The following is a 19,802-nucleotide window of genomic DNA, read 5'->3' as shown; positions in this document are numbered from 1 at the left end:
GAAACGGGGCTTAAAGCAGAATGCTCCCCACGGCTGCCAGCAGGAAGGCGATGGTGCCCAGCAGGGTTTCCATCACGGTCCAGGTTTTCAGCGTGGTTTTCTCGTCCATTTCAAGGAAACGGCCTACCAGCCAGAAACCGGAGTCGTTGACGTGTGAGAGCACCGTCGCGCCGCCCGCGATGGCGATAACAATAAAGCAAAGGTCAAACTGGCTTAGGCCAGGCGTCGCCTGCACCATCGGCGCGACCAGCGCGGCGGTGGTGGTCAGCGCGACTGTCGCCGAGCCCTGCGCCACGCGCAGCGCGGTGGAGATAACAAACGCCGCGAGAATCACCGGCATGCCGGTGTCTGAGAGCACACCCGCCAGCGCGTCGCCGATGCCGCTGGCGCGCAGCACGCCGCCGAACATGCCGCCTGCGCCGGTCACCAGAATAATCCCGCAGATAGGGCCAAGCGCGCCGTCGCAAATTTTCTCCAGATGCTGGCGGCTGTGGTTGCGGCTGAACACCATCAGCGCGAAAAAGACGGTAATCAGCAGCGCGACCGGGGTTTTACCGAGCATACGCAGGAAGTTCGCCACGCTGTTATCGGCGCTGATCCAGCCCAGCACTTTGGCGGTGTTCAGGCCGGTATCGAGGAAAATGAGCATCAGCGGCAGCAGCAGGATCGTTAACACCATGCCGAATGACGGCGGGCGGTGCGTCGGATCGGCGTCCACTTCGCCAAGGAAAGAAGAGGGCAGCTTAATATCGAATTTTTTACCGGCGTACTGACCATACAGATAGCCGCCGAAATACCAGGTCGGGATCGCGATAATCAGCCCGACAATCACCAGCAAACCGATATTCGCCCCCAGCAGTTCGCTCGCTGCAACCGGGCCCGGATGCGGCGGCACCAGCGCATGCATGGCCGCAAACGCGCCCGCCGCCGGGAAGGCGTATTTCAGCGTCGAGCCGCCAAAGCGTTTCGCCACGCTGAAGATAATCGGCAGCATGACGACAAGACCCGCGTCAAAGAAGATAGGGAAGCCAAACAGCAGCGAGGCGACGCCGAGCGCGAAGGGCGCGCGGTGTTCACCGAATTTGTTAATCAGCGTATCGGCCAGCACTTTCGCGCCGCCGGACACTTCCAGCAGACGACCAATCATCGCGCCGATGCCCACCAGCAGCGCAACGCCCGCAAGCGTACTGCCAAAACCGGTCAGTAGCGTAGGCACGACTTTATCAAACGGCACTTTGGTCAACAGCGCCACCACGATACTGACCAGGGTAAGCGCAAGAAAAGCATGCACTTTAAAGCGCATGATAAGTACCAGCAGCAGTACGACGGCACCGGCAGCAATGCCAAGCAGCGTACCGGCGCTATAAGCGAAAGTGGTTTCTGTCATCGTTATTATCCTCAACATGGGTACAGTGAAACCGTAGCCTGGTCGGCGGTTTTCTCACTGATACCGGTAACATGATACCGATAACATGTGGCGGCTTGTAAACAGGGGCTGTCATATTTATTAACATTTTGAGATCACCGTCAAACTCCCGCGCGACGCGGGCTTCTCGCTTGCGGTTGCATATATCGCCTCGCGGATCTGTCAAATTTTCCGATGCGTTTTTTTCACAAAATCACCAGATTTGTTTGCGATATCCAGCTTTTTTGTTGTGAAGTCGCTGCAAAGTTGCCGCTATTCCATAACGTTAACTAGCTTAGGATCGTGATGATTTGCCGTACATCGCGCTGTGGGCGGCGGCGCAACGCCTCCGCACCCTGTTCAGTGCATAAGAGGACATCATGAAAAAGCTCACCTTCACTTTTCTGACCGTCGCGCTGGCGGGCGCAAGCTCACTGGCGTTTGCCGATACCCTGCGCATGGAGTGCCCCGTGTCGCCCGGTGGCAAACAGTATTGCCAGTACATCAAAGAACGCTTCGAGAAGCAGACCGGCAATCAGCTGGAGTTTATCGAGTTCCCGGCGGCCTCCGATGAAAAGCTGGCGCTGCTGCAACAACTCTTCGCCGCTAAAGATGAAAAAGCGGTGGATGTGTTTCAGTCCGACACCATCTGGATAGGCCTGCTGGACAAGCAGACGCTCGATCTCACCGACGCGATGGGCGGCATGGAAAAAGACTTTTTCCCCGGCCCCTGGAAGAACAACACCGTCAACGGACGCCTGAAAGCGGTGCCGTCGTATATCGACACCGGCGTGCTGTTCTATCGCAAAGATTTACTGGAGAAATATAAAGAGCAGCCGCCAAAAACGTGGGACGAAATGACGCGCATCGCCACGAAAATTCAGGCCGAAGAGCGCAAGGCGGGGCATAAAAACTTCTGGGGGTACATCTTCCAGGGCAAATCTTATGAAGGGCTGACCTGTAACGCGCTGGAGTGGATCGACTCATACGGCGGCGGCACGTTTGTCGATGAAAAAGGGAACGTGACCATTAATAACCCGAAAGCGGCGCAGGCGCTGGATATGGCGCGCGGCTGGATGGGCAAGATTACGCCGAAGGGCGTGCTGGGCTACAAAGAGGAAGAGTCGCGCACCGTGTTCCAGAACGGCGACGCGCTGTTTATGCGCAACTGGCCCTATGTCTGGCAGCTATCTCAGGCCGATGACAGCCCGCTCAAAGGCAAAGTGGGCGTGATACAGCTTCCCGCCGGGCCGGAAGGGCGTCAGGCGACGACGCTCGGCGGCTGGCAGTGGTCAATAAACGCTAACACCAAAAACCCGGAGGCCGCCATCGCGCTGCTGAAAATCTTAAGCGATGACGATTCGCAAATCATACGCCTGAAAATGCTCGGCCACGCGCCGACTCGTGTCGCGCTCTATGAGAACAAAGATGTGCTGGCCGTTGCGCCGGAGCTGACGCAGTTCCGCGATATTTTCGCCCAGGCGGTGCCACGCCCGGCGACGGTGACCAAAGCGCAGTATCCGCGCGTGTCGAATGCCATTTTCAACGTGACGTTTAGCGTGCTGAACGGCAAAGAGGATGGCAAGAAAGCGACGGAAGATTTGCAAAAGCGTCTGACCCGCGCGAAGGGGGCTGGCTGGCGGTAAGCGCTGGATGACATTGTGGCTGGCGGGTGCCTCCTGGCAATAACAAACCTGGCCCCTATGGCGGGTGCGCTTTGCTTACCCGCCCTACGAACTCGAAACAGGTTTTTGTAGGGCGGGTAAGCGGAGCGCACCCGCCGTGGGGCGTTAACCCTGAGGCTCGCTCGTCGGGGGAAGGGCAACATCATCGTGTCCGTCAACATACTCAACGGAGCGCCTATGAAATCCGATAGCCTTACGTCGCCGCCGTCTCCCCGGCGGCACAACGCCTCCTGGCATCAGCGTCGTCGGCGCGTGGCGTGGGGGCTGGTATTGCCCTCGCTACTCCTGCTGGCGCTGGCGGCGGGCTGGCCGCTGGTTCGCACCATCTGGTTTAGCTTCACCAACGCCATGCTCGACGCGCCTCAGGATTACCAGATGGTGGGTATCGCGAACTACTTTGCGCGCAAGGATGGTGTGAGCATCGGCGTGCTAAGCGACCCGCTCTGGTGGCAGGCGGTCGGCAACACACTCTGGTTCACGTTCACTTCGGTCGCGCTGGAGCTGTTGCTCGGTATGCTGCTGGCGCTGCTGATGAACGAGAAATTCCGCGGTCAGGGGCTGGTGCGCACCGCCATTCTCATCCCGTGGGCGATCCCGACGATCGTCAGCGCCAAAATGTGGGGCTGGATGTTCCATGACCAATACGGCGTGGTGAACGATCTTCTCGGCAAAATCGGCCTGCCGTCGCATCTCGCGTGGATTGCCGAGCCGTCGCTCTCCATGTGGGCGGTGGTGATTGCCGACGTCTGGAAAACCACGCCGTTTATGGCGCTGATGCTGCTGGCGGCGCTACAGCTGATTCCGGCGGATCTTTACGAGGCCGCGAAAGTGGACGGCGCCAGCCCCTGGCAGCGCTTTAAGCGCATCACGCTGCCGCTGATTATGCCCGCGCTGGTGGTGGCGCTGATTTTCCGTGTGATGGATTCGATGCGTATCTTCGATCTCATCTACGTGCTGACCTCCAACAGCGAAGCGACGATGTCAATTTCCGGCTACGCCCGCGAGCAGATCGTCTCTTATCAGGACATGGGCATGGGGTCGGCGGCCTCGGTGCTGGTCTTTATGATGGTGGCGGGCATCGCGGCCTGCTTTATCCGCGTCGCGCGCTTAAACGACAAGGAGAAAAGCTGATGAAAACCACGCGCTGGCAGCGCAGGATGGGGCATAAAGCGGTGATTTATATCGGCGCGCTGATGGCCTGTCTGTTCTGCGTTTTTCCTTTCTATTACGCCATTATCAGCTCGCTGCGCGCGGGCCAGGAGCTGTTTACGCCCGCCTATTTCCCGGACAGCTGGCACTGGGATAACTATGTGGTGGCGCTGGTGGATAACGGCATCGCCCGCAGTCTGCTGAACTCCGTGCTGGTGGCGGTGGTGACGGTGGGGCTGTGTCTGCTGGTGTCGGTGACGGCCGCCTTTGCGCTGGCGCGCGTGCCGTTTCGCGGGCGTCGCGTACTGCTCTTTACCATTCTCTGCGTCTCGATGTTTCCGCAGGTGGCGGTGCTGACGGGCATGTTTGAACTGGTGCGCTTTCTCGGGCTTTACGATTCGCTCGGTGCGCTGGTTATCTCCTACACCACGTTTTCGCTGCCGTTCACCGTCTGGGTGTTGACGACGTTTATGAAGTCGATCCCGGTGGAGCTGGAAGAGGCGGCGATCGTTGACGGCGCGAAAACCGGCACCATTATTCGCCGCGTCTTTGCGCCGGTGTTGGCGCCTGCGCTGGTGACCACCGGGTTGCTGGCGTTTATCGGGGCCTGGAATGAATTCATGTTCGCGCTGACGTTTATTATTTCCGGCGACAAACGCACCGTGCCGGTCGCCATCAGCATGTTCAGCGGCGCGTCGAGCTACGAGCTGCCCTGGGGCAGCATTATGGCCGCGTCGGTGGTGGTGACGCTGCCCATTATTATCCTGGTGCTTATCTTCCAGAAACGCATTGTCAGCGGCCTGACCAGCGGGGCGATTAAGGGGTAAATCATGGCGCAACTTCGTTTAGAGAAAGTCCAGAAACGCTACGGCACCCATGCCGAAGTGATTAAGCCGCTCGATTTACAGATCAACAGCGGCGAATTTGTGGTGGTGGTTGGCCCATCCGGCTGCGGCAAATCGACGCTGCTGCGCCTGGTCGCCGGGCTTGAGGAGATAACCGACGGCGATATGTATATCGATGACCTGCGGGTTAACGACGATTCGCCATCCGAGCGCGGCATCGGCATGGTGTTTCAGTCCTATGCGCTCTATCCGCATATGACGGTCTACCAGAATATGGCGTTCGCGCTTGAAATGGCGAAGGTGCCCGAGAAGGAGATTGACGAGCGGGTGCGCGAAAGCGCGCGGATTTTACAGCTGGAGCATCTGCTGGATCGCCGCCCGAAAGATCTCTCCGGCGGCCAGCGCCAGCGCGTGGCCATAGGCCGCGCGATTGTGCGCGAGCCGAGCCTGTTTCTCTTCGACGAACCGCTCTCTAACCTCGACGCCTCGCTGCGCGTGCAGATGCGCATGGAGATAGCGGCGCTGCACAGGCGCATTCACGCCACCATTCTGTATGTGACCCACGATCAGGTGGAGGCGATGACGCTCGCCGACCGCATCGTTGTGTTAAACCAGGGCCAGATTGAACAGGTCGGTACACCGCTTGAGCTTTACGACACCCCGGCCAACGTGTTTGTCGCGCAGTTTATCGGCTCGCCGAAGATGAACCTCATTCCCGGCAAAATGCTCCGCGTGATGGAGCACGCCTGCGAGGTGGAGCTGGAAAACGGCCTGCGCCTGACGCTGCCGGTGCAGGCCGCCGCCGGGCAGGAGGGCGACACGGTGCAGCTTGGCATTCGCCCGGAGCATGTGGAGGTCATGGCGCTTGCGAAAGCAGACGTGGAGGGCGAAGTGTTATTCGTTGAGCATATGGGCAATGAAACCCTGGTTTATGTGAACGGCGGTTATGGCGCAGAACCGCTGGTCATGCGCCATACTGAGAGGCTGGAAGTCCGGCCGGAGCATCATCTGGGGCTGAAACTGCCAGTGGAACACTGTTACCTTTTTGACAGCGCGGGCAACGCGTTTGCGCGCTTAAGCGGCCCGAAAACCCAGCATTAAGGGAGCGTGATGAAAGCAATCGACAAGAAGTGGTGGCACAACGCGGTGGTCTATCAGATCTACCCGCGCAGCTTTATGGACGCCAACGGCGACGGCGTGGGCGACCTGGCAGGCATTATCAGCAAGCTCGACTATCTGCAACAGCTTGGCATCAACCTTATCTGGCTCTCGCCGGTCTACAAATCGCCAATGGACGACAATGGCTACGATATCTCCGACTACGACGATATCGCCGCGGAGTTCGGCACGATGGCGGAAATGGAACAGCTGATTCAGGAAGCGAAGGCGCGTGATATCTATATCCTGATGGACCTGGTGGTGAACCATACCTCTGACGAGCATCCGTGGTTTATCGAGGCGAAAAAGGGCAAAGATAACCCGTACCGCGATTTCTATATCTGGCGCAAACCGGCGCCGGACGGCGGCCCGCCGAATGATTACCGCTCGCATTTTGGCGGCAGCGGCTGGGCGTATGACGAGGCGAGCGGCGAATATTATCTGCATCAGTTTTCGGTGCGCCAGCCGGATCTCAACTGGGAAAACCCGCGCGTGCAGGAGGAGATCCACGCGATGATGAACCGCTGGCTGGACAAAGGCATCGGCGGTTTCCGCATGGACGTTATCGATTTAATCGGCAAAGAGGTCGACCGGCAGATTATGGCGAACGGCAAGCACCTGCACGTGCTGCTGCGTCAGATGAACGAGGCGACGTTCGGCCCGCGCGATTCGCTGACCGTGGGCGAAGCCTGGAGCGTCACGCCGGAAGACGCGCTGCTCTACAGCGACCCGGAACGCCGGGAACTCTCGATGGTGTTTCAGTTTGAACATATTAAACAGACCTGGGATGAAAAAGCCGGTAAGTGGCGCAGCAGACCGTTCGAGCTGCCGCGCTTTAAGGCGGTGATTGATAAATGGCAGACGGCGCTGGCCGACCGCGGCTGGAACTCGCTGTTCTGGAGTAATCATGACCTGCCGCGCGCGGTGTCGAAATTTGGTAATGACGGCGAGTATCGTGAGGTCTCGGCGAAAATGCTCGCCACCGCGCTCCACTGCCTGCGCGGCACGCCCTATATCTATCAGGGCGAGGAGATCGGTATGACCAACGTGCGTTACTCCACGATTGAAGAGTATCGCGACATCGAAAGCCTCAATTTTTACCGGGAACTGATTGCTGGCGGCCTGACGCATGACGAGATGATGACCGGTATCTACGCCAACGGCCGCGATAACGCCCGCACGCCGATGCAGTGGGATGACAGCCCGAATGGCGGATTTACCACCGGCATGCCGTGGCTCGGCGTTAACCCCAATTACCGCGAGATTAACGTGGCGCAGGCGCTGGCCGAGCCTGATTCCATTCTCTGGCACTATCAAAAGCTGGTGGCGCTGCGTAAACAGTATCCGATTCTGGTGTATGGCGATTATCAGATGCTGTTTGCCGAGCACCCGGAAGTGTTCGCCTGGGTGCGCCGCTACGAGGGCGACACGCTGCTGGTGATTAACAATTTCTTCGGCAACGCCATTACGTTGCCCATTCCGGAAGCGATGCAGGCGTGGCACGGCGAATGCCTTATCAGTAACTATGCGCCGCGTGACCAGCTGGCTGTGAGCCTGGAGCTGCAACCTTATGAATCTTTTGCGCTGTTAATTCATCAGGAGGGGTAATGAGTGAAGCACCGACGCAGGTAAAAGGCCGCTGGTGGAAAGAGGCAACGGCCTACCAGATTTATCCGCGCAGCTTTAAAGACAGCAACGGCGACGGCATTGGCGATCTCAACGGGATTATCGAAAAGCTCGATTACCTGAAAGATTTAGGCATCGATCTTATCTGGATCTGCCCGATGTACCCGTCGCCCAACGACGATAACGGTTATGACATCAGCGACTATCAGGGGATCATGGCGGAATTTGGCACGATGGCCGATTTCGACCGGCTGCTGGAGGGCGTGCATCAGCGCGGCATGCGGCTGATCCTGGACCTGGTGGTGAACCACACGTCCGACGAACATCCGTGGTTTCTTGAATCGCGCGCCTCAAAGGATAACCCCAAACGCGACTGGTATATCTGGCGCGACGGCAAAAACGGGGCGGAGCCGAATAACTGGGAATCGATTTTCAGCGGCTCGGCCTGGAAGCGGGATGACGTGACCGGCCAGTATTTCATGCACCTGTTCAGCAGCCGTCAGCCCGATCTCAACTGGGAAAATCATGAGATGCGCGCCGCCGTCTACGACATGATGCGCTGGTGGCTGGATAAAGGCATCGACGGCTTTCGCATCGATGCCATCGCGCACATGAAAAAGGAGCCGACGTTAAGCGACGTGCCGAACCCCGAAAAACTGCCCTACGCGCCGTCGATGGTGTCGCACCTTAATTACGACGGCCTGCTCGACTATGTGGACGACATCTGCCGCAACGTCTTTAACCACTACGACATCGTCACGGTGGGCGAGATGAACGGGCTGGATGCCGCCCACGCGGAAGAGTGGGTGGGCGAAAACCGCGGGCGGCTCAATATGGTGTTTCAGTTTGAGCATGTCCGGCTCTGGGAGCCGCAGGCGGGACTGCGCCCGACGCCCGCCGTGCTGCGCAACATTTTCACCGCCTGGCAGCAGGCGCTGGAAGGCAAAGGCTGGAATGCGCTCTATGTGGAAAACCACGACGTGACGCGCGTGGTCTCGCGCTGGGGCGATACCGAGCATCACTGGCGCGAAAGCGCGACCTGCATCGCGGCGATGTATTTTCTGATGCAGGGCACGCCGTTTATCTATCAGGGCCAGGAGATCGGCATGACCAATACGCGTTTTGCGAGCCTGGACGATTTTGACGACGTCTCGGCCCATAACAAAGCGCGCGATTTGCGGGATCAGGGAATGCGCGAGGAGGAGATTGTCGAATTCCTGACGCGCACCGGGCGCGATAACTCCCGCACGCCGATGCAGTGGGACGCGTCGCCGTATGCGGGCTTCAGCACCCATGAACCCTGGCTGAAGGTGAACCCGAATTACGAGATGATCAACGTCGAAAGCCAGCAGCACGATCCGCATTCGGTGCTCAATTTTTACCGGCGGATGATCCACCTGCGAAAACGCGAGCCGGCGCTGATTTACGGGCGCTACGAGACGGTGCTTAACGATCACGAGCAGATCTATGCCTACCGCCGCGTGCTGGGCGATGAACAACTGGTGGTGCTGTGTAACTTCTCCGGCAAAGCGGCGGAGTGGGACGCCAGGGCGTTGTCGCTCAACGGCGCGTTCTGCGTGCTGGCGAATCTTGGCGAGACCCAGGAGCCGCACCGGTTACGCGCGTGGGAGACGCGGGTTTATAAACTGATGTCGTGAGGTATCAAAACCTGTGACGTAACAATCTTTTTTGCGAGACAGATCGCGCCACAATGGCGCGATTTTTTTTACATGGACGCAAATGATGATTCGTAAAACAGGTATAGCAGCGCTGGCGCTGCTCGCCGTGTGGTATGCGGCACCCGCCATGGCGGCGCTCAGCGACGATCAAGTCAAAGAACAAATTATCCAGGAATCGATAGACAATTATTCCGGCAACTGTCCGTGCCCCTATAACGCGATGCGTAATGGCCGTGCCTGCGGCGGGCGCAGCGCCTGGAGCCGGGCCGGAGGGTATTCACCCATCTGCTATAAACGTGAGGTGACGGCGGAGATGATCCGCGAATGGCGCGAGCGCAACGAGTGATTGCGCCCGCGTAGTTGATCAGTATCCAACGTTATCGAGAATAAAGTTTTTACCGCAGTTACCCGGATGCGGCTGCGGCGCAAAAGAATCGGCGGTAAGCGGCTCGTTGATCTTCGCGGCATTCAGTGAAATCTGCATCTCGGTGAGGTAAGCCGGATTGCCGTTACAGGTGAGTTTCACCGCCCGCACGTTCTGACGGCCAAACGCTTTGGCGACGGCGGTATCAAACGCCTGGCGGCTGACTGCTTTACCGTAGTTGGCGGCAAGGAACGCGCCGACTGGGCTCTGCTTCACTTCATTGTTCATGCGCACCATCGTGCCGAAATAGGCGTCCGGGTCGAAACCGAAGCAGACGCCGTGCTTGGCGTACTCATAACGTTCAAGGCAGGAGTCGCCGCCAGCGCCCGGCATGGTCTCGCTGAGCTTCTCAGCCGTTTCCAGCGACAGGCCGGTTTCCGCCGCCTGGCACTTTTTATCCGCGCGGGCGAGCGGCATATTCGGGATGGGGCGGGTGGCGCAGCCAAAACGCATCCAGCGTTTTTCATCGACGCCGCGTAAAGCGATGGATTTCGGCAGCCCCGGCCACAGACCATGCACCGTCAGGTAATTGCGTTTATCGTCTTCTTCTTTTTGCAGCGCGCACTCGGCAGGCTCATCGCGCTGGCGCTCATGCATGCTCTGGCAAAAGCCGGTTTGCCATGAGAGCGCCAGCACGTAGCGATCGAAATCGCCATACTGCTTCGCTTCCAGCGGCTGCGCGCTCGCCGTTGTCGCCGCCATCGCCAGCAGCGCGCCTGCGGCGAGTAAAACTTTCCTGTTAACCATAGTATGGGTCCGAAATCGACGGGATAAATCACAAGGGTGTGTCATTTAACCATAAAAAAAGCGCCACGAGGGCGCTTTTCGGACAGATTCCGCTTAAGGACAGCAGATTATGCCGCAACCAGCAGTTGCGTCGCCAGGATCACGACGATTAATCCAACCAGCACCGGCACCGAGGTGCGTTTAACGACTTCAAACGGTGAGATTTTCGCCATCCCCGCGACCGCCACCACCACGCCGGAAACCGGTGAAATGGTGCGTCCCAGGTTGGACGCCTGCAGCATCGGGATCGTCAGATAGGCCGGATTCACCCCGGCGCTGTGCGCGAGTTTTGGGATCATCTCCACGAAAGCGTAAAACGGCGCGTTGCCGGAGCCGGTCGTCATCGCTGCAAGCATAGTGAGCGTGACCAGCACCAGCATCAGGATAATGCTGGCCGAGCCAAACGAGGTGGCGATAGAGATAAGGCTCTGGATAAAGCCTATCGCGCTGAGCCCCTGGGCGAAAACGCCGGCGGCCACCAGCAGGATCACCACGCCTGCAAACGCGTCCGCCATGCCGCGGTACGCCACTTCCAGCCCGGCAAACACCGTTTTACTGTTAAAGCTGCGGAGAAATTCAATCACGGCGGTCAGCACCATGCAGATCACCAGAATGGTGATGATATGCAGTTGCGGCCCCCATTTGCCGTCGAAAATCAGCACGCCAATGATCGGACTGAACGGCAGAATCGCGTAAAAAGCGGGCGCGCTGGTGGTGATTTCTTTTACCTCCAGCGTTTCGTGATAGATGTGCTCTTTTTTATCCAGAAAGCGCTGCCAGAAGAAGTGGGCGACAGCCATGCAGATAATGGCCGCGATGGAAATCGGCAGTGTGGTTTTAAACGCAAAATTGATGAGCGGCATTTCAGAGGCCTGCGCGGCCAGCACCACATCGCCAGAGGTTGGGGAGAGAATAATCGCCGCCGGAGAGGCGCAGATGGCCGCCGCCGCGCCGCGGCTGATACCGACGTTGACCATGACCGGGAACAGCGTCGCCATCAGCAAGACACCAAGGCCGGTCGCGGACGAGACGGCAAGCGACATCAGGCAGGCGACGAAATAGGCGGCAATCATCAGTAAATAAGGTGAATTGATATAACGCAGCGGGCGGGAGGCGAGCTTGACCACCATATCGTTGGCACCGGTATGCGTCATATACGCCGCGAAACCACACAGCATCATAATCATCATGCCGAGATCGCCGCCGCGGCTCATCAGCAGAATTTTAATATATTCAAAAATATCGCTGATAGCGTAACCGGTACTCGTTTCTTTGGCGGGCAATATGGCGTGACCCATTAGCGCGCTAATTATTAACAGGGTAATACCGCCAACAAAGAGTACGCCCGTGGCGGAATAACCTTTAATGATATAACGTGCGACTCCCACAATAACCACGGCTCCCGTGAGGAGTTCCAGAATTGTTCCCATAATTGCCTCTGTTAAGCGACTGCAAAAAATAACCCGGCGACGTCAGGCGCGTGGCGCAGGCAAGCTGTGGGGGAATGTGCCTGAATTACTCTGAGCGTTATCTGATACACATCAATAAACCTTCTGCTTACCAGAAAGATGAAATTCAGATAAATAAATGTATTTTAAATTAATGGCTTGCATGGAAGCGCGATGCTGTTAGTGCAAAGAGAATGGCGTGAAAGCGCAGAATGGACGGAATTTACGTTAGGGGGCGGCGCAGGGCATGGTTATTGACGCGCATTATTTCGCAATAGGGGTTAATACGTTTTCAGCGCGGTAGGGCAGGGGAGAAGCGTCTGAAAAAAACGCCTGACAGAGGCGTGCGGGCTTGCTTTAGGAATTAACTGGCAGTCGGTTAAGTCTTCATTGAGGCAGGATCGCCCAGAATATGACTTCATACGGTGATGCTGCCAACTTACTGATTTAGTGTATGATGGTGTTTTTGAGGTGCTCCAGTGGCTTCTGTTTCTATCAGCTGTCCCTCCTGTTCAGCTACTGACGGGGTGGTGCGTAACGGCAAAAGCACCGCCGGACATCAGCGCTATCTCTGCTCTCACTGCCGTAAAACATGGCAACTGCAGTTCACTTACACCGCTTCTCAACCCGGTACGCACCAGAAAATCATTGATATGGCCATGAATGGCGTTGGATGCCGGGCAACCGCCCGCATTATGGGCGTTGGCCTCAACACGATTTTCCGCCATTTAAAAAACTCAGGCCGCAGTCGGTAACCTCGCGCATACAGCCGGGCAGTGACGTCATCGTCTGCGCGGAAATGGACGAACAGTGGGGATACGTCGGGGCTAAATCGCGCCAGCGCTGGCTGTTTTACGCGTATGACAGGCTCCGGAAGACGGTTGTTGCGCACGTATTCGGTGAACGCACTATGGCGACGCTGGGGCGTCTTATGAGCCTGCTGTCACCCTTTGACGTGGTGATATGGATGACGGATGGCTGGCCGCTGTATGAATCCCGCCTGAAGGGAAAGCTGCACGTAATCAGCAAGCGATATACGCAGCGAATTGAGCGGCATAACCTGAATCTGAGGCAGCACCTGGCACGGCTGGGACGGAAGTCGCTGTCGTTCTCAAAATCGGTGGAGCTGCATGACAAAGTCATCGGGCATTATCTGAACATAAAACACTATCAATAAGTTGGAGTCATTACCACTTCATACTAACAGTGGTAATTAAGACGTGACCGTAGTTAACAAATCCTTTCTGACAATCCTTATCTTTTTCTGCCAGATATTATTTCCCCTGAATGCCTCGGCGCTGGAAGCGCCACGCACCGTAAAAGCCTGGGCTTCTGTGCTTGGCGATAATATCGCCGAAACCTGGAACGAGCCGCAGCATGTCGATCTCTATGTGCCGGCCATCACCTGGCATGCGCGGTTCGCGTATGACAAAGAGAAAACCGATCGCTATAACGAACGTCCGTGGGGCGCGGGTATGGGTAAATCGCGCTGGGATGAAAAAGGCAACTGGCATGGCCTGTATGTGATGGCGTTTAAAGACTCCTACAACAAATGGGAGCCTATCGCCGGTTACGGCTGGGAAGCGACGTGGCGCCCGCTGACTGACGACGCGTTCCATGTGGGGCTGGGTTATACCGTGGGCGTAACAGCGCGCGATAACTGGGACTATATCCCGATTCCGCTGGTGCTGCCGCTGGCGTCGGTGGGTTACGGACCGGCGACATTTCAGATGACGTACATCCCCGGCACCTACAACAACGGAAACGTTTACTTCGCCTGGCTGCGCTTGCAGTTTTAAGCACAAAATATTTTCAGTCATAAGAAAATGCGCTAAGCCAGAGAAAACAAGGCTCGCAAGCCCAACGGCAAAAAAAGTTCGCGACTTTTATCACTTTTTCTAAAAGTTCGACTGGACAAAAGCCACCACAATTGATGTACTGATATCCGACACAGCATTTGTGTCGATTTTTCATGTAAAGGTAATTTTGATGTCTAAGATTAAAGGTAACGTTAAGTGGTTTAATGAATCCAAAGGATTCGGTTTCATTACTCCGGAAGATGGCAGCAAAGACGTGTTCGTACACTTCTCTGCGATCCAGAGCAATGGTTTCAAAACTCTGGCTGAAGGTCAGCGTGTAGAGTTCGAAATCACTAACGGTGCCAAAGGCCCTTCTGCTGCTAACGTAATCGCTCTGTAATTACATACAGCAAGAATTTCAAAACCCGCTGATTCAGCGGGTTTTTTTATGCCTGTCGTTTTACATTTTCTCAGTAAAATAGAAAGCTTTTCAGAAAAAAGGCGACGACCAGAATACTGAACAACACGGCCAGACCGCTCATCATTTGCGCTTTCATAAGCCCCTCCCGACACAGACGACAGGCCGATAGTGGCAGAGAAAAATTAAGCTAACATTAACGAGGCGTCGCTTAGCGCACGCTGAGGGAAGAAAAAAGCCAGAATGCGAGCGCCGTCATCATAAACGAGCCAAACAGATTTAGCGCCATGTTCAGCCCCGCCCAGCCGATGCGCCCTTCCTGCAGTAAAAACACCACTTCTGCGGAGAAGGTAGAGAAGGTCGTCAGGCCTCCGCACAGGCCGGTGGTGATAAGCAGCTTCCACATCGGGTCCAGATGCGTCATACGGTTAAACCACGCCAGCCCCGCGCCGATGATAAACGCTCCGGCAAGGTTGGCAGTCAGCGTACCAACGGGAATCGCGTGATGCACAGGGTTCAGACGCAGACCAAACCACCAGCGCAATACGCTGCCGGTGCCGCCGCCGAGAAATACTGCGAGCATGATTTTCAACATGGGCGTTTGTCATAATGTTATTTGCAAGGCGAATAGTTTACCGTCAGCACAGGTACGCTGGCTACCGTAAGGGGGATGTGACATGAAAGTAGCGGTTGGACAGTTTGCAGTGACGCCTGACGCGCAACAGAACGCGCAAACCTGCGTGGAGCTGATGGCGAATGCCGCCAGCCAGAATGCCGCATTGCTGGTGCTCCCAGAGGCGCTGCTGGCGCGCAGCGACAGCGACCCGGATATGTCGGTAAAATCGGCCCAGCCGCTCAATGGCGATTACGTGCAGCGGTTGCGCGAGGAGAGCGCCAGAAACCGTCTGACAACGCTTCTGACGATTCATACTCCCACCCGTGAGGGCAGGGCGGCGAATACGCTCATCGCTCTGCGCGGCGGCGAGATTATCGCGCAGTATCAGAAGATCCATTTGTATGACGCCTTCGCGATGCAGGAGTCGCGGCTGGTGGACGCGGGCAGCGCGCTGCCGCCGTTGATTGAGGTGGAAGGCATGAAGGTCGGGCTGATGACGTGCTATGACTTACGCTTCCCGGAGATGGCGCTGAGCCTGGCGCTTGCGGGCGCAGAGATACTGGCGCTCCCGGCCGCGTGGGTGCGCGGGCCGCTCAAAGAGCATCACTGGGCCACGCTGCTCGCGGCTCGCGCGCTGGACACCACCTGCTATATGGTGGCGAGCGGCGAGTGCGGCAACCGTAATATTGGTCAGAGCCGCGTCGTGGATCCGCTTGGCGTGACGATTGCGGCGGCGGGTGAATGCCCGGATCTCATTTTTGCGGAGATTTCAGCACATCGCGTGGCGCAGGTTCGCGAACAGCTGCCGGTGCTCAAAAATCGCCGTTTCGCTGCCCCGCAATTATTTTGATGTTTTTTTATCCAGCGCTTGATTCATCTCGTTACAGATTGCTATTGTGTGTCGGGCTTAAATGACCGTTAATAAATGCGGTCTTTGACATCGCCGTCTGGCGCCAGATTTTCTAAGAAGGTAAGTATGGGTGAAATTAGTATTACCAAACTGCTCGTGATCGCCGCACTGGTTGTTCTGCTGTTTGGTACCAAAAAACTGCGTACGCTTGGGGGAGACCTGGGTGCTGCGATTAAAGGTTTCAAGAAAGCGATGAACGACGACGACACTGGCGCGAAAACGCCTGCGGCGTCCGAAGCGCCGGCTGAACGCCTTTCTCATAAAGAATAATTTCCGGCCCTTGCGGCATAAAAAAACCGGCTCATCAGAGGCCGGTTTTTTTGTGGGCGACGCTGCGATCGTAACAAGCTGTTACGTGTTTATTTGACTTCTTCGCCTTTTGCCTGGAGATCGGCATGATAAGAAGAGCGAACGAACGGGCCGCAGGCGGCGTGGGTAAAGCCCATCGCCATCGCTTCCGCTTTCATCTCTTCAAACTCGTCCGGGCTTACGTAGCGCTGCACCGGCAGGTGGTGACGGCTCGGTTGCAGGTACTGGCCGAGCGTCAGCATGGTCACGCCGTGCGCACGCAGATCGCGCATTACCTCAATGATTTCCGCGTTGGTCTCGCCCAGGCCAACCATCAGACCGGATTTAGTTGGGATCTCCGGGTGCGCTTCTTTAAAGCGCTCCAGCAGCTTCAGCGACCAGTTATAATCCGCGCCCGGACGTACCTGACGATAAAGACGCGGCACGTTTTCCAGGTTGTGGTTGAACACATCCGGCGGCGTGGCGGTCAGGATCTCCAGCGCTCTGTCCATACGACCACGGAAATCAGGTACCAGCGTCTCGATTTTAATGGACGGGCTCTTTTCGCGAATAGCCGTAATGCAGTCAGCAAAATGCTGAGCACCGCCATCACGCAGGTCGTCGCGATCCACCGAGGTGATAACCACGTAGCGCAGCGCCATATCGGCGATGGTTTGCGCCAGCTTCTGCGGCTCGTTGGCGTCCGGGGCAACCGGGCGACCGTGGGCCACGTCGCAGAACGGGCAGCGACGGGTACAGATAGCGCCGAGGATCATAAAGGTCGCGGTGCCGTGGTTGAAACACTCCGCAAGGTTCGGGCAGGAGGCCTCTTCACAGACAGAGTGGAGGCCATTTTTGCGCATCGCCGCTTTGATACCCTGGATGCGGGTAGAGTCGGCAGGGAGTTTGATTTTCATCCACTCCGGCTTTCTTAACAAAGCCTCCCGCTCTGTCGCCACATTCTTAACCGGGATAAGGGCCATTTTATCGGCATCGCGGTATTTCACACCGCGTTCCATCACAATGGGTTTACTCATAGCGTGCGTGTTCCAGTTGCGGATAACGAAGGAAAGCGTTTAAATTCAAGCTTGTGTTGTATTTATCAACTATTTTTGAATTAACGGCACGCAGTATAACATTACTGACACACAGAATCAGCCTGAGGGCACCCGAAACGACAAAGAATTTGTAAAATAGTTGTTATTTGGTGCCCTTAAGCCGCTGCTCTTATGAAGGCGACGCACCAGCCGATACGGCGTGGTGATTAAATCCCTCCACTATCGCTTCAATCACATTTTGCACGACGGGATCACGCAGGCTGAATTTATTGTAATGTAATGAAATATCGATGGTTTCTTTTATAACGACATCGCTTTCCACTTCAATAAGCCCAAAGCTGTCTTTAAATAACGTGAATATTCGTGCGGGCATAAAGCCGATTAAATCGCTGCTGCCGATGATAGACGCAATCGTCACCATATTGTAACTACTAAACGAAACGTTTCGATCTGGCAGTAGCGTATTAATTTGCTTGCGTACGCCGTTCACCATTCCGCCCGGCAGCATAATGAAAGTGTGCTCCCATTGTTGCAAATCGTCAGACGTGACCGGCTTGCCGGTACGAGAGCACGGATGTCCGCGACGACACACGACCGCGACGCGATCTTTAAAGAGCAGGTGAGTGCTAAGGGTTCGTGAGGACCACGAGCCACTGTCGACCACCAGATCGGTCTGGAACTGGCTCAGCTGGGTTTCGGTGTCCTGCAGGGGGACATTGCGAATTTGCAGGTGCGGGTTTACTGCGCGAATCTGCTGATAAATCTGCGGGATCACCAGGGCGCCCAGCGAGGCGGACGTAGCGATGGTAATCGTGCGCTGCTTTTCGTGCTCGCCCTGTAAATCCAGCGCGCCGAGAATAGATTCCAGTCCCTGACTGATATATTCATGCATATGAGTCGCATAAGCAGTCGGCGTTACTCCTTGTCCTTTGCGAATAAACAACGGATCGGGAAATATCAGGCGCAGTTTCTGAATAGACTGGCTGATAGCCGATGGCGTCAGGTTCAGTACTCTTGCCGCGTTTACAATGCCTTTATGCACGTATACGGCTTCGAAAATCGTCAGTAGATTTAGATCGATATTTCGCAGAGTCTGGAATATTTGCGGTCTACTGTCATCTTCCTGTTTGGCTGAAGGTTTTTCAGGGGGATGGTTCAATTCCACGCTACGCTCCAACTGTATAGATAAATCAAATAATAGAGAGGTTCTATTTATAATAACTGTGAACAGGTCCCTTAGCCGACAATAAAACGCTCCGGGGATCTTACCCGCATAAAGTGAACAGGACTTTACATGGACGGCATAGGGGCGGGTGGCGTTTTCAGATAAATCCCGCTTATCTTCTCGTGCCGTTAATCCATTGATGAGATTAAGGAAAATCTATTCAGGCGCAGAGAAAATAAATAATCCGTTATGGAATGTAAAGCGGCAAATTGCATAACGATTAAAGGCCGCCACAAGAAGGGCGGCGAACAAGGAAAGTCTTAAGCGCTGATATATTCCGCCGGGGGATTATTAAGTAGCGCTAAAAAGTGATGCACCAGTCGGGGTTGTACCGCTTCGAGGTTTGCGCCAGCAGAAAGGGCGCTAACCTGCGTCATTTCCATTCCGGCGTACCCGCAAGGATTAATTCGTAAAAACGGGCGTAAATCCATATTAATATTAAGTGCAAGCCCGTGAAACGAGCAGCCTTTACGAATACGCAGCCCCAGCGAACAGATTTTTTTACCGTCGACATAAACGCCAGGCGCATCCGGGCGAGGGTAAGCGTTAATATCCCACTCTGCAAGCGTATTAACCACGGTCTGTTCCAGCAGCGTGACCAGCTCACGGACGCCGAGCTTACGGCGTCTGAGATCCAGCATTACATACATGACCTGCTGTCCGGGCCCGTGATACGTCACCTGACCACCGCGATCGCTCTGGATGACGGGGATGTCGCCCGGCATCAGCACATGCTCTGCCTTGCCGGCCTGCCCCTGTGTAAAGACCGGGGTATGCTCGACCAGCCAGATCTCATCCGGGGTGGTTTCAGCGCGTTCGTCGGTAAACTGATGCATTGCCTGCGAAACGGGTTCATACGGTTGAAGCCCGAGCTGGCGAACGATGATTTTTTCCTGAAGCAAAACGGCGTCTCCGAAGAGAGAAGGTGCGGGGAGTATATCACGAAGAGACGTTACCCGGACGCGGCCGGGTAACGGGGATCACAGTACCATACGCACGATGTCGATATCACCGAGTTCTTCATAGAGCGTTTCCACCTGCTCAATATGCGTCGCGTTGATGGTGATAGAAACGGAGTGGTAATTACCTTTGCTGCTCGGTTTGACCTGCGGCGTGTAGTCGCCAGGAGCGTGGCGCTGCACTACCTCGACGACCAGATCGACCAACTCAGGCTTCGCCAGGCCCATCACTTTGTAAGTAAAGGGGGTCGGGAACTCAAGCAGTTCGTTAAGTTTGGTTTTCATGTCAGCTCCAGCGTTACGTCAAAAAATAATAACTCCCGC

20 protein-coding genes are annotated in these 19,802 nt (G+C 56.0%); 12 read left to right on the top strand and 8 right to left on the bottom strand.

All coding sequences use genetic code 11. From position 1 onward, the window contains the following. Positions 1-10 precede the first annotated feature (10 nt). Positions 11-1,387, bottom strand: a complete 1,377-nt coding sequence (locus CSK29544_RS19685; RefSeq protein ID WP_007897561.1) for a GntP family permease — start codon at positions 1,385-1,387, stop codon at positions 11-13. A gap of 398 nt (positions 1,388-1,785) precedes the next feature. On the opposite strand from CSK29544_RS19685, the gene CSK29544_RS19680 reads away from it, so the two are divergent. The 7 genes from CSK29544_RS19680 to CSK29544_RS19650 all read left to right on the top strand — a co-directional run bounded on the left by CSK29544_RS19680 (position 1,786) and on the right by CSK29544_RS19650 (position 9,893). Continuing rightward, a complete protein-coding gene (locus CSK29544_RS19680) occupies positions 1,786-3,051 on the top strand; it encodes an ABC transporter substrate-binding protein (protein ID WP_007897562.1) in 1,266 nt (421 codons plus the stop codon). 216 nt (positions 3,052-3,267) lie between these two features. Further along, a complete protein-coding gene (locus tag CSK29544_RS19675; RefSeq protein ID WP_007897563.1) occupies positions 3,268-4,221 on the top strand; it encodes a carbohydrate ABC transporter permease in 954 nt (317 codons plus the stop codon). Beyond that, positions 4,221-5,066 carry a carbohydrate ABC transporter permease gene (locus CSK29544_RS19670; RefSeq protein ID WP_004387224.1) on the top strand — a complete coding sequence of 282 codons (846 nt, stop codon included), beginning with the start codon at positions 4,221-4,223 and terminating at the stop codon, positions 5,064-5,066. The genes CSK29544_RS19675 and CSK29544_RS19670 overlap by 1 nt, the downstream gene beginning before the upstream one ends. A 3-nt stretch (positions 5,067-5,069) precedes the next feature. Beyond that, on the top strand, positions 5,070-6,185 hold the full coding sequence (locus tag CSK29544_RS19665; protein WP_007865553.1) for an ABC transporter ATP-binding protein: 1,116 nt from the start codon (positions 5,070-5,072) through the stop codon (positions 6,183-6,185). Positions 6,186-6,194: 9 nt separating this feature from the next. Then, the gene (locus CSK29544_RS19660) at positions 6,195-7,850 is read left to right on the top strand and encodes a glycoside hydrolase family 13 protein (RefSeq protein ID WP_007897565.1); all 1,656 of its coding nucleotides are present in this window, start codon (positions 6,195-6,197) and stop codon (positions 7,848-7,850) included. Next, positions 7,850-9,526, top strand: coding sequence for a glycoside hydrolase family 13 protein (locus tag CSK29544_RS19655; RefSeq protein WP_007897567.1), 1,677 nt, complete (start codon positions 7,850-7,852; stop codon positions 9,524-9,526). The genes CSK29544_RS19660 and CSK29544_RS19655 overlap by 1 nt, the downstream gene beginning before the upstream one ends. A gap of 82 nt (positions 9,527-9,608) precedes the next feature. Further along, positions 9,609-9,893 (top strand): hypothetical protein, encoded by a 285-nt coding sequence (locus CSK29544_RS19650; protein WP_012125380.1) that lies wholly within the window; start codon positions 9,609-9,611, stop codon positions 9,891-9,893. A gap of 18 nt (positions 9,894-9,911) precedes the next feature. Here CSK29544_RS19650 and rna read toward each other — a convergent pair whose 3' ends face one another. Then, complete coding sequence (rna, locus tag CSK29544_RS19645; protein WP_007897571.1) at positions 9,912-10,718, bottom strand: ribonuclease I; 807 nt, start codon at positions 10,716-10,718, stop codon at positions 9,912-9,914. A 107-nt stretch (positions 10,719-10,825) separates the two neighbouring features. Further along, on the bottom strand, positions 10,826-12,187 hold the full coding sequence (gene dcuC / locus CSK29544_RS19640; protein WP_029039176.1) for an anaerobic C4-dicarboxylate transporter DcuC: 1,362 nt from the start codon (positions 12,185-12,187) through the stop codon (positions 10,826-10,828). Positions 12,188-12,684: 497 nt separating this feature from the next. Here dcuC and CSK29544_RS19635 point away from each other — a divergent pair. The 3 genes from CSK29544_RS19635 to cspE all read left to right on the top strand — a co-directional run bounded on the left by CSK29544_RS19635 (position 12,685) and on the right by cspE (position 14,404). Continuing rightward, a protein-coding gene (locus tag CSK29544_RS19635; RefSeq protein ID WP_095033700.1) for an IS1-like element IS1B family transposase occupies positions 12,685-13,382 on the top strand; the annotation gives its coding sequence in 2 pieces (ribosomal slippage) (positions 12,685-12,934 and positions 12,934-13,382; 699 coding nt in all). Between the two features lie 43 nt (positions 13,383-13,425). Further along, positions 13,426-14,004 carry a lipid IV(A) palmitoyltransferase PagP gene (pagP, locus tag CSK29544_RS19630; protein WP_007865575.1) on the top strand — a complete coding sequence of 193 codons (579 nt, stop codon included), beginning with the start codon at positions 13,426-13,428 and terminating at the stop codon, positions 14,002-14,004. A gap of 190 nt (positions 14,005-14,194) precedes the next feature. Further along, positions 14,195-14,404, top strand: a complete 210-nt coding sequence (cspE, locus tag CSK29544_RS19625) for a transcription antiterminator/RNA stability regulator CspE (RefSeq protein ID WP_002439184.1) — start codon at positions 14,195-14,197, stop codon at positions 14,402-14,404. Between the two features lie 229 nt (positions 14,405-14,633). Here cspE and crcB read toward each other — a convergent pair whose 3' ends face one another. Then, complete coding sequence (crcB, locus tag CSK29544_RS19620; protein ID WP_007902810.1) at positions 14,634-15,017, bottom strand: fluoride efflux transporter CrcB; 384 nt, start codon at positions 15,015-15,017, stop codon at positions 14,634-14,636. An 82-nt stretch (positions 15,018-15,099) separates the two neighbouring features. On the opposite strand from crcB, the gene CSK29544_RS19615 reads away from it, so the two are divergent. Then, positions 15,100-15,888: a deaminated glutathione amidase gene (locus CSK29544_RS19615; RefSeq protein ID WP_029039330.1), complete on the top strand. Its 789-nt coding sequence runs from the start codon at positions 15,100-15,102 to the stop codon at positions 15,886-15,888. A 126-nt stretch (positions 15,889-16,014) separates the two neighbouring features. Continuing rightward, positions 16,015-16,218 carry a twin-arginine translocase subunit TatE gene (gene tatE / locus CSK29544_RS19610; RefSeq protein WP_007865585.1) on the top strand — a complete coding sequence of 68 codons (204 nt, stop codon included), beginning with the start codon at positions 16,015-16,017 and terminating at the stop codon, positions 16,216-16,218. An 89-nt stretch (positions 16,219-16,307) separates the two neighbouring features. Here the strand turns inward: tatE and lipA are convergent, their stop codons facing one another. From lipA to ybeD, 4 genes are all read right to left on the bottom strand, one after another. Beyond that, positions 16,308-17,273, bottom strand: a complete 966-nt coding sequence (lipA, locus tag CSK29544_RS19605; RefSeq protein ID WP_004387213.1) for a lipoyl synthase — start codon at positions 17,271-17,273, stop codon at positions 16,308-16,310. Positions 17,274-17,463: 190 nt separating this feature from the next. Further along, positions 17,464-18,459 (bottom strand): YbeF family transcriptional regulator, encoded by a 996-nt coding sequence (locus tag CSK29544_RS19600; protein WP_007848219.1) that lies wholly within the window; start codon positions 18,457-18,459, stop codon positions 17,464-17,466. A gap of 320 nt (positions 18,460-18,779) precedes the next feature. Further along, a complete protein-coding gene (gene lipB, locus CSK29544_RS19595) occupies positions 18,780-19,421 on the bottom strand; it encodes a lipoyl(octanoyl) transferase LipB (protein ID WP_007902804.1) in 642 nt (213 codons plus the stop codon). Between the two features lie 78 nt (positions 19,422-19,499). Beyond that, positions 19,500-19,763, bottom strand: coding sequence for a DUF493 family protein YbeD (gene ybeD / locus CSK29544_RS19590; protein WP_004387210.1), 264 nt, complete (start codon positions 19,761-19,763; stop codon positions 19,500-19,502). Positions 19,764-19,802: the final 39 nt, after the last annotated feature.

The organism is Cronobacter sakazakii (assembly GCF_000982825.1).
In the GTDB taxonomy this organism is placed as follows: domain Bacteria; phylum Pseudomonadota; class Gammaproteobacteria; order Enterobacterales; family Enterobacteriaceae; genus Cronobacter; species Cronobacter sakazakii.
The sequence above is the reverse complement of the archived record's forward strand: the minus strand, read 5'-3'. Positions and strand labels throughout refer to the sequence as shown.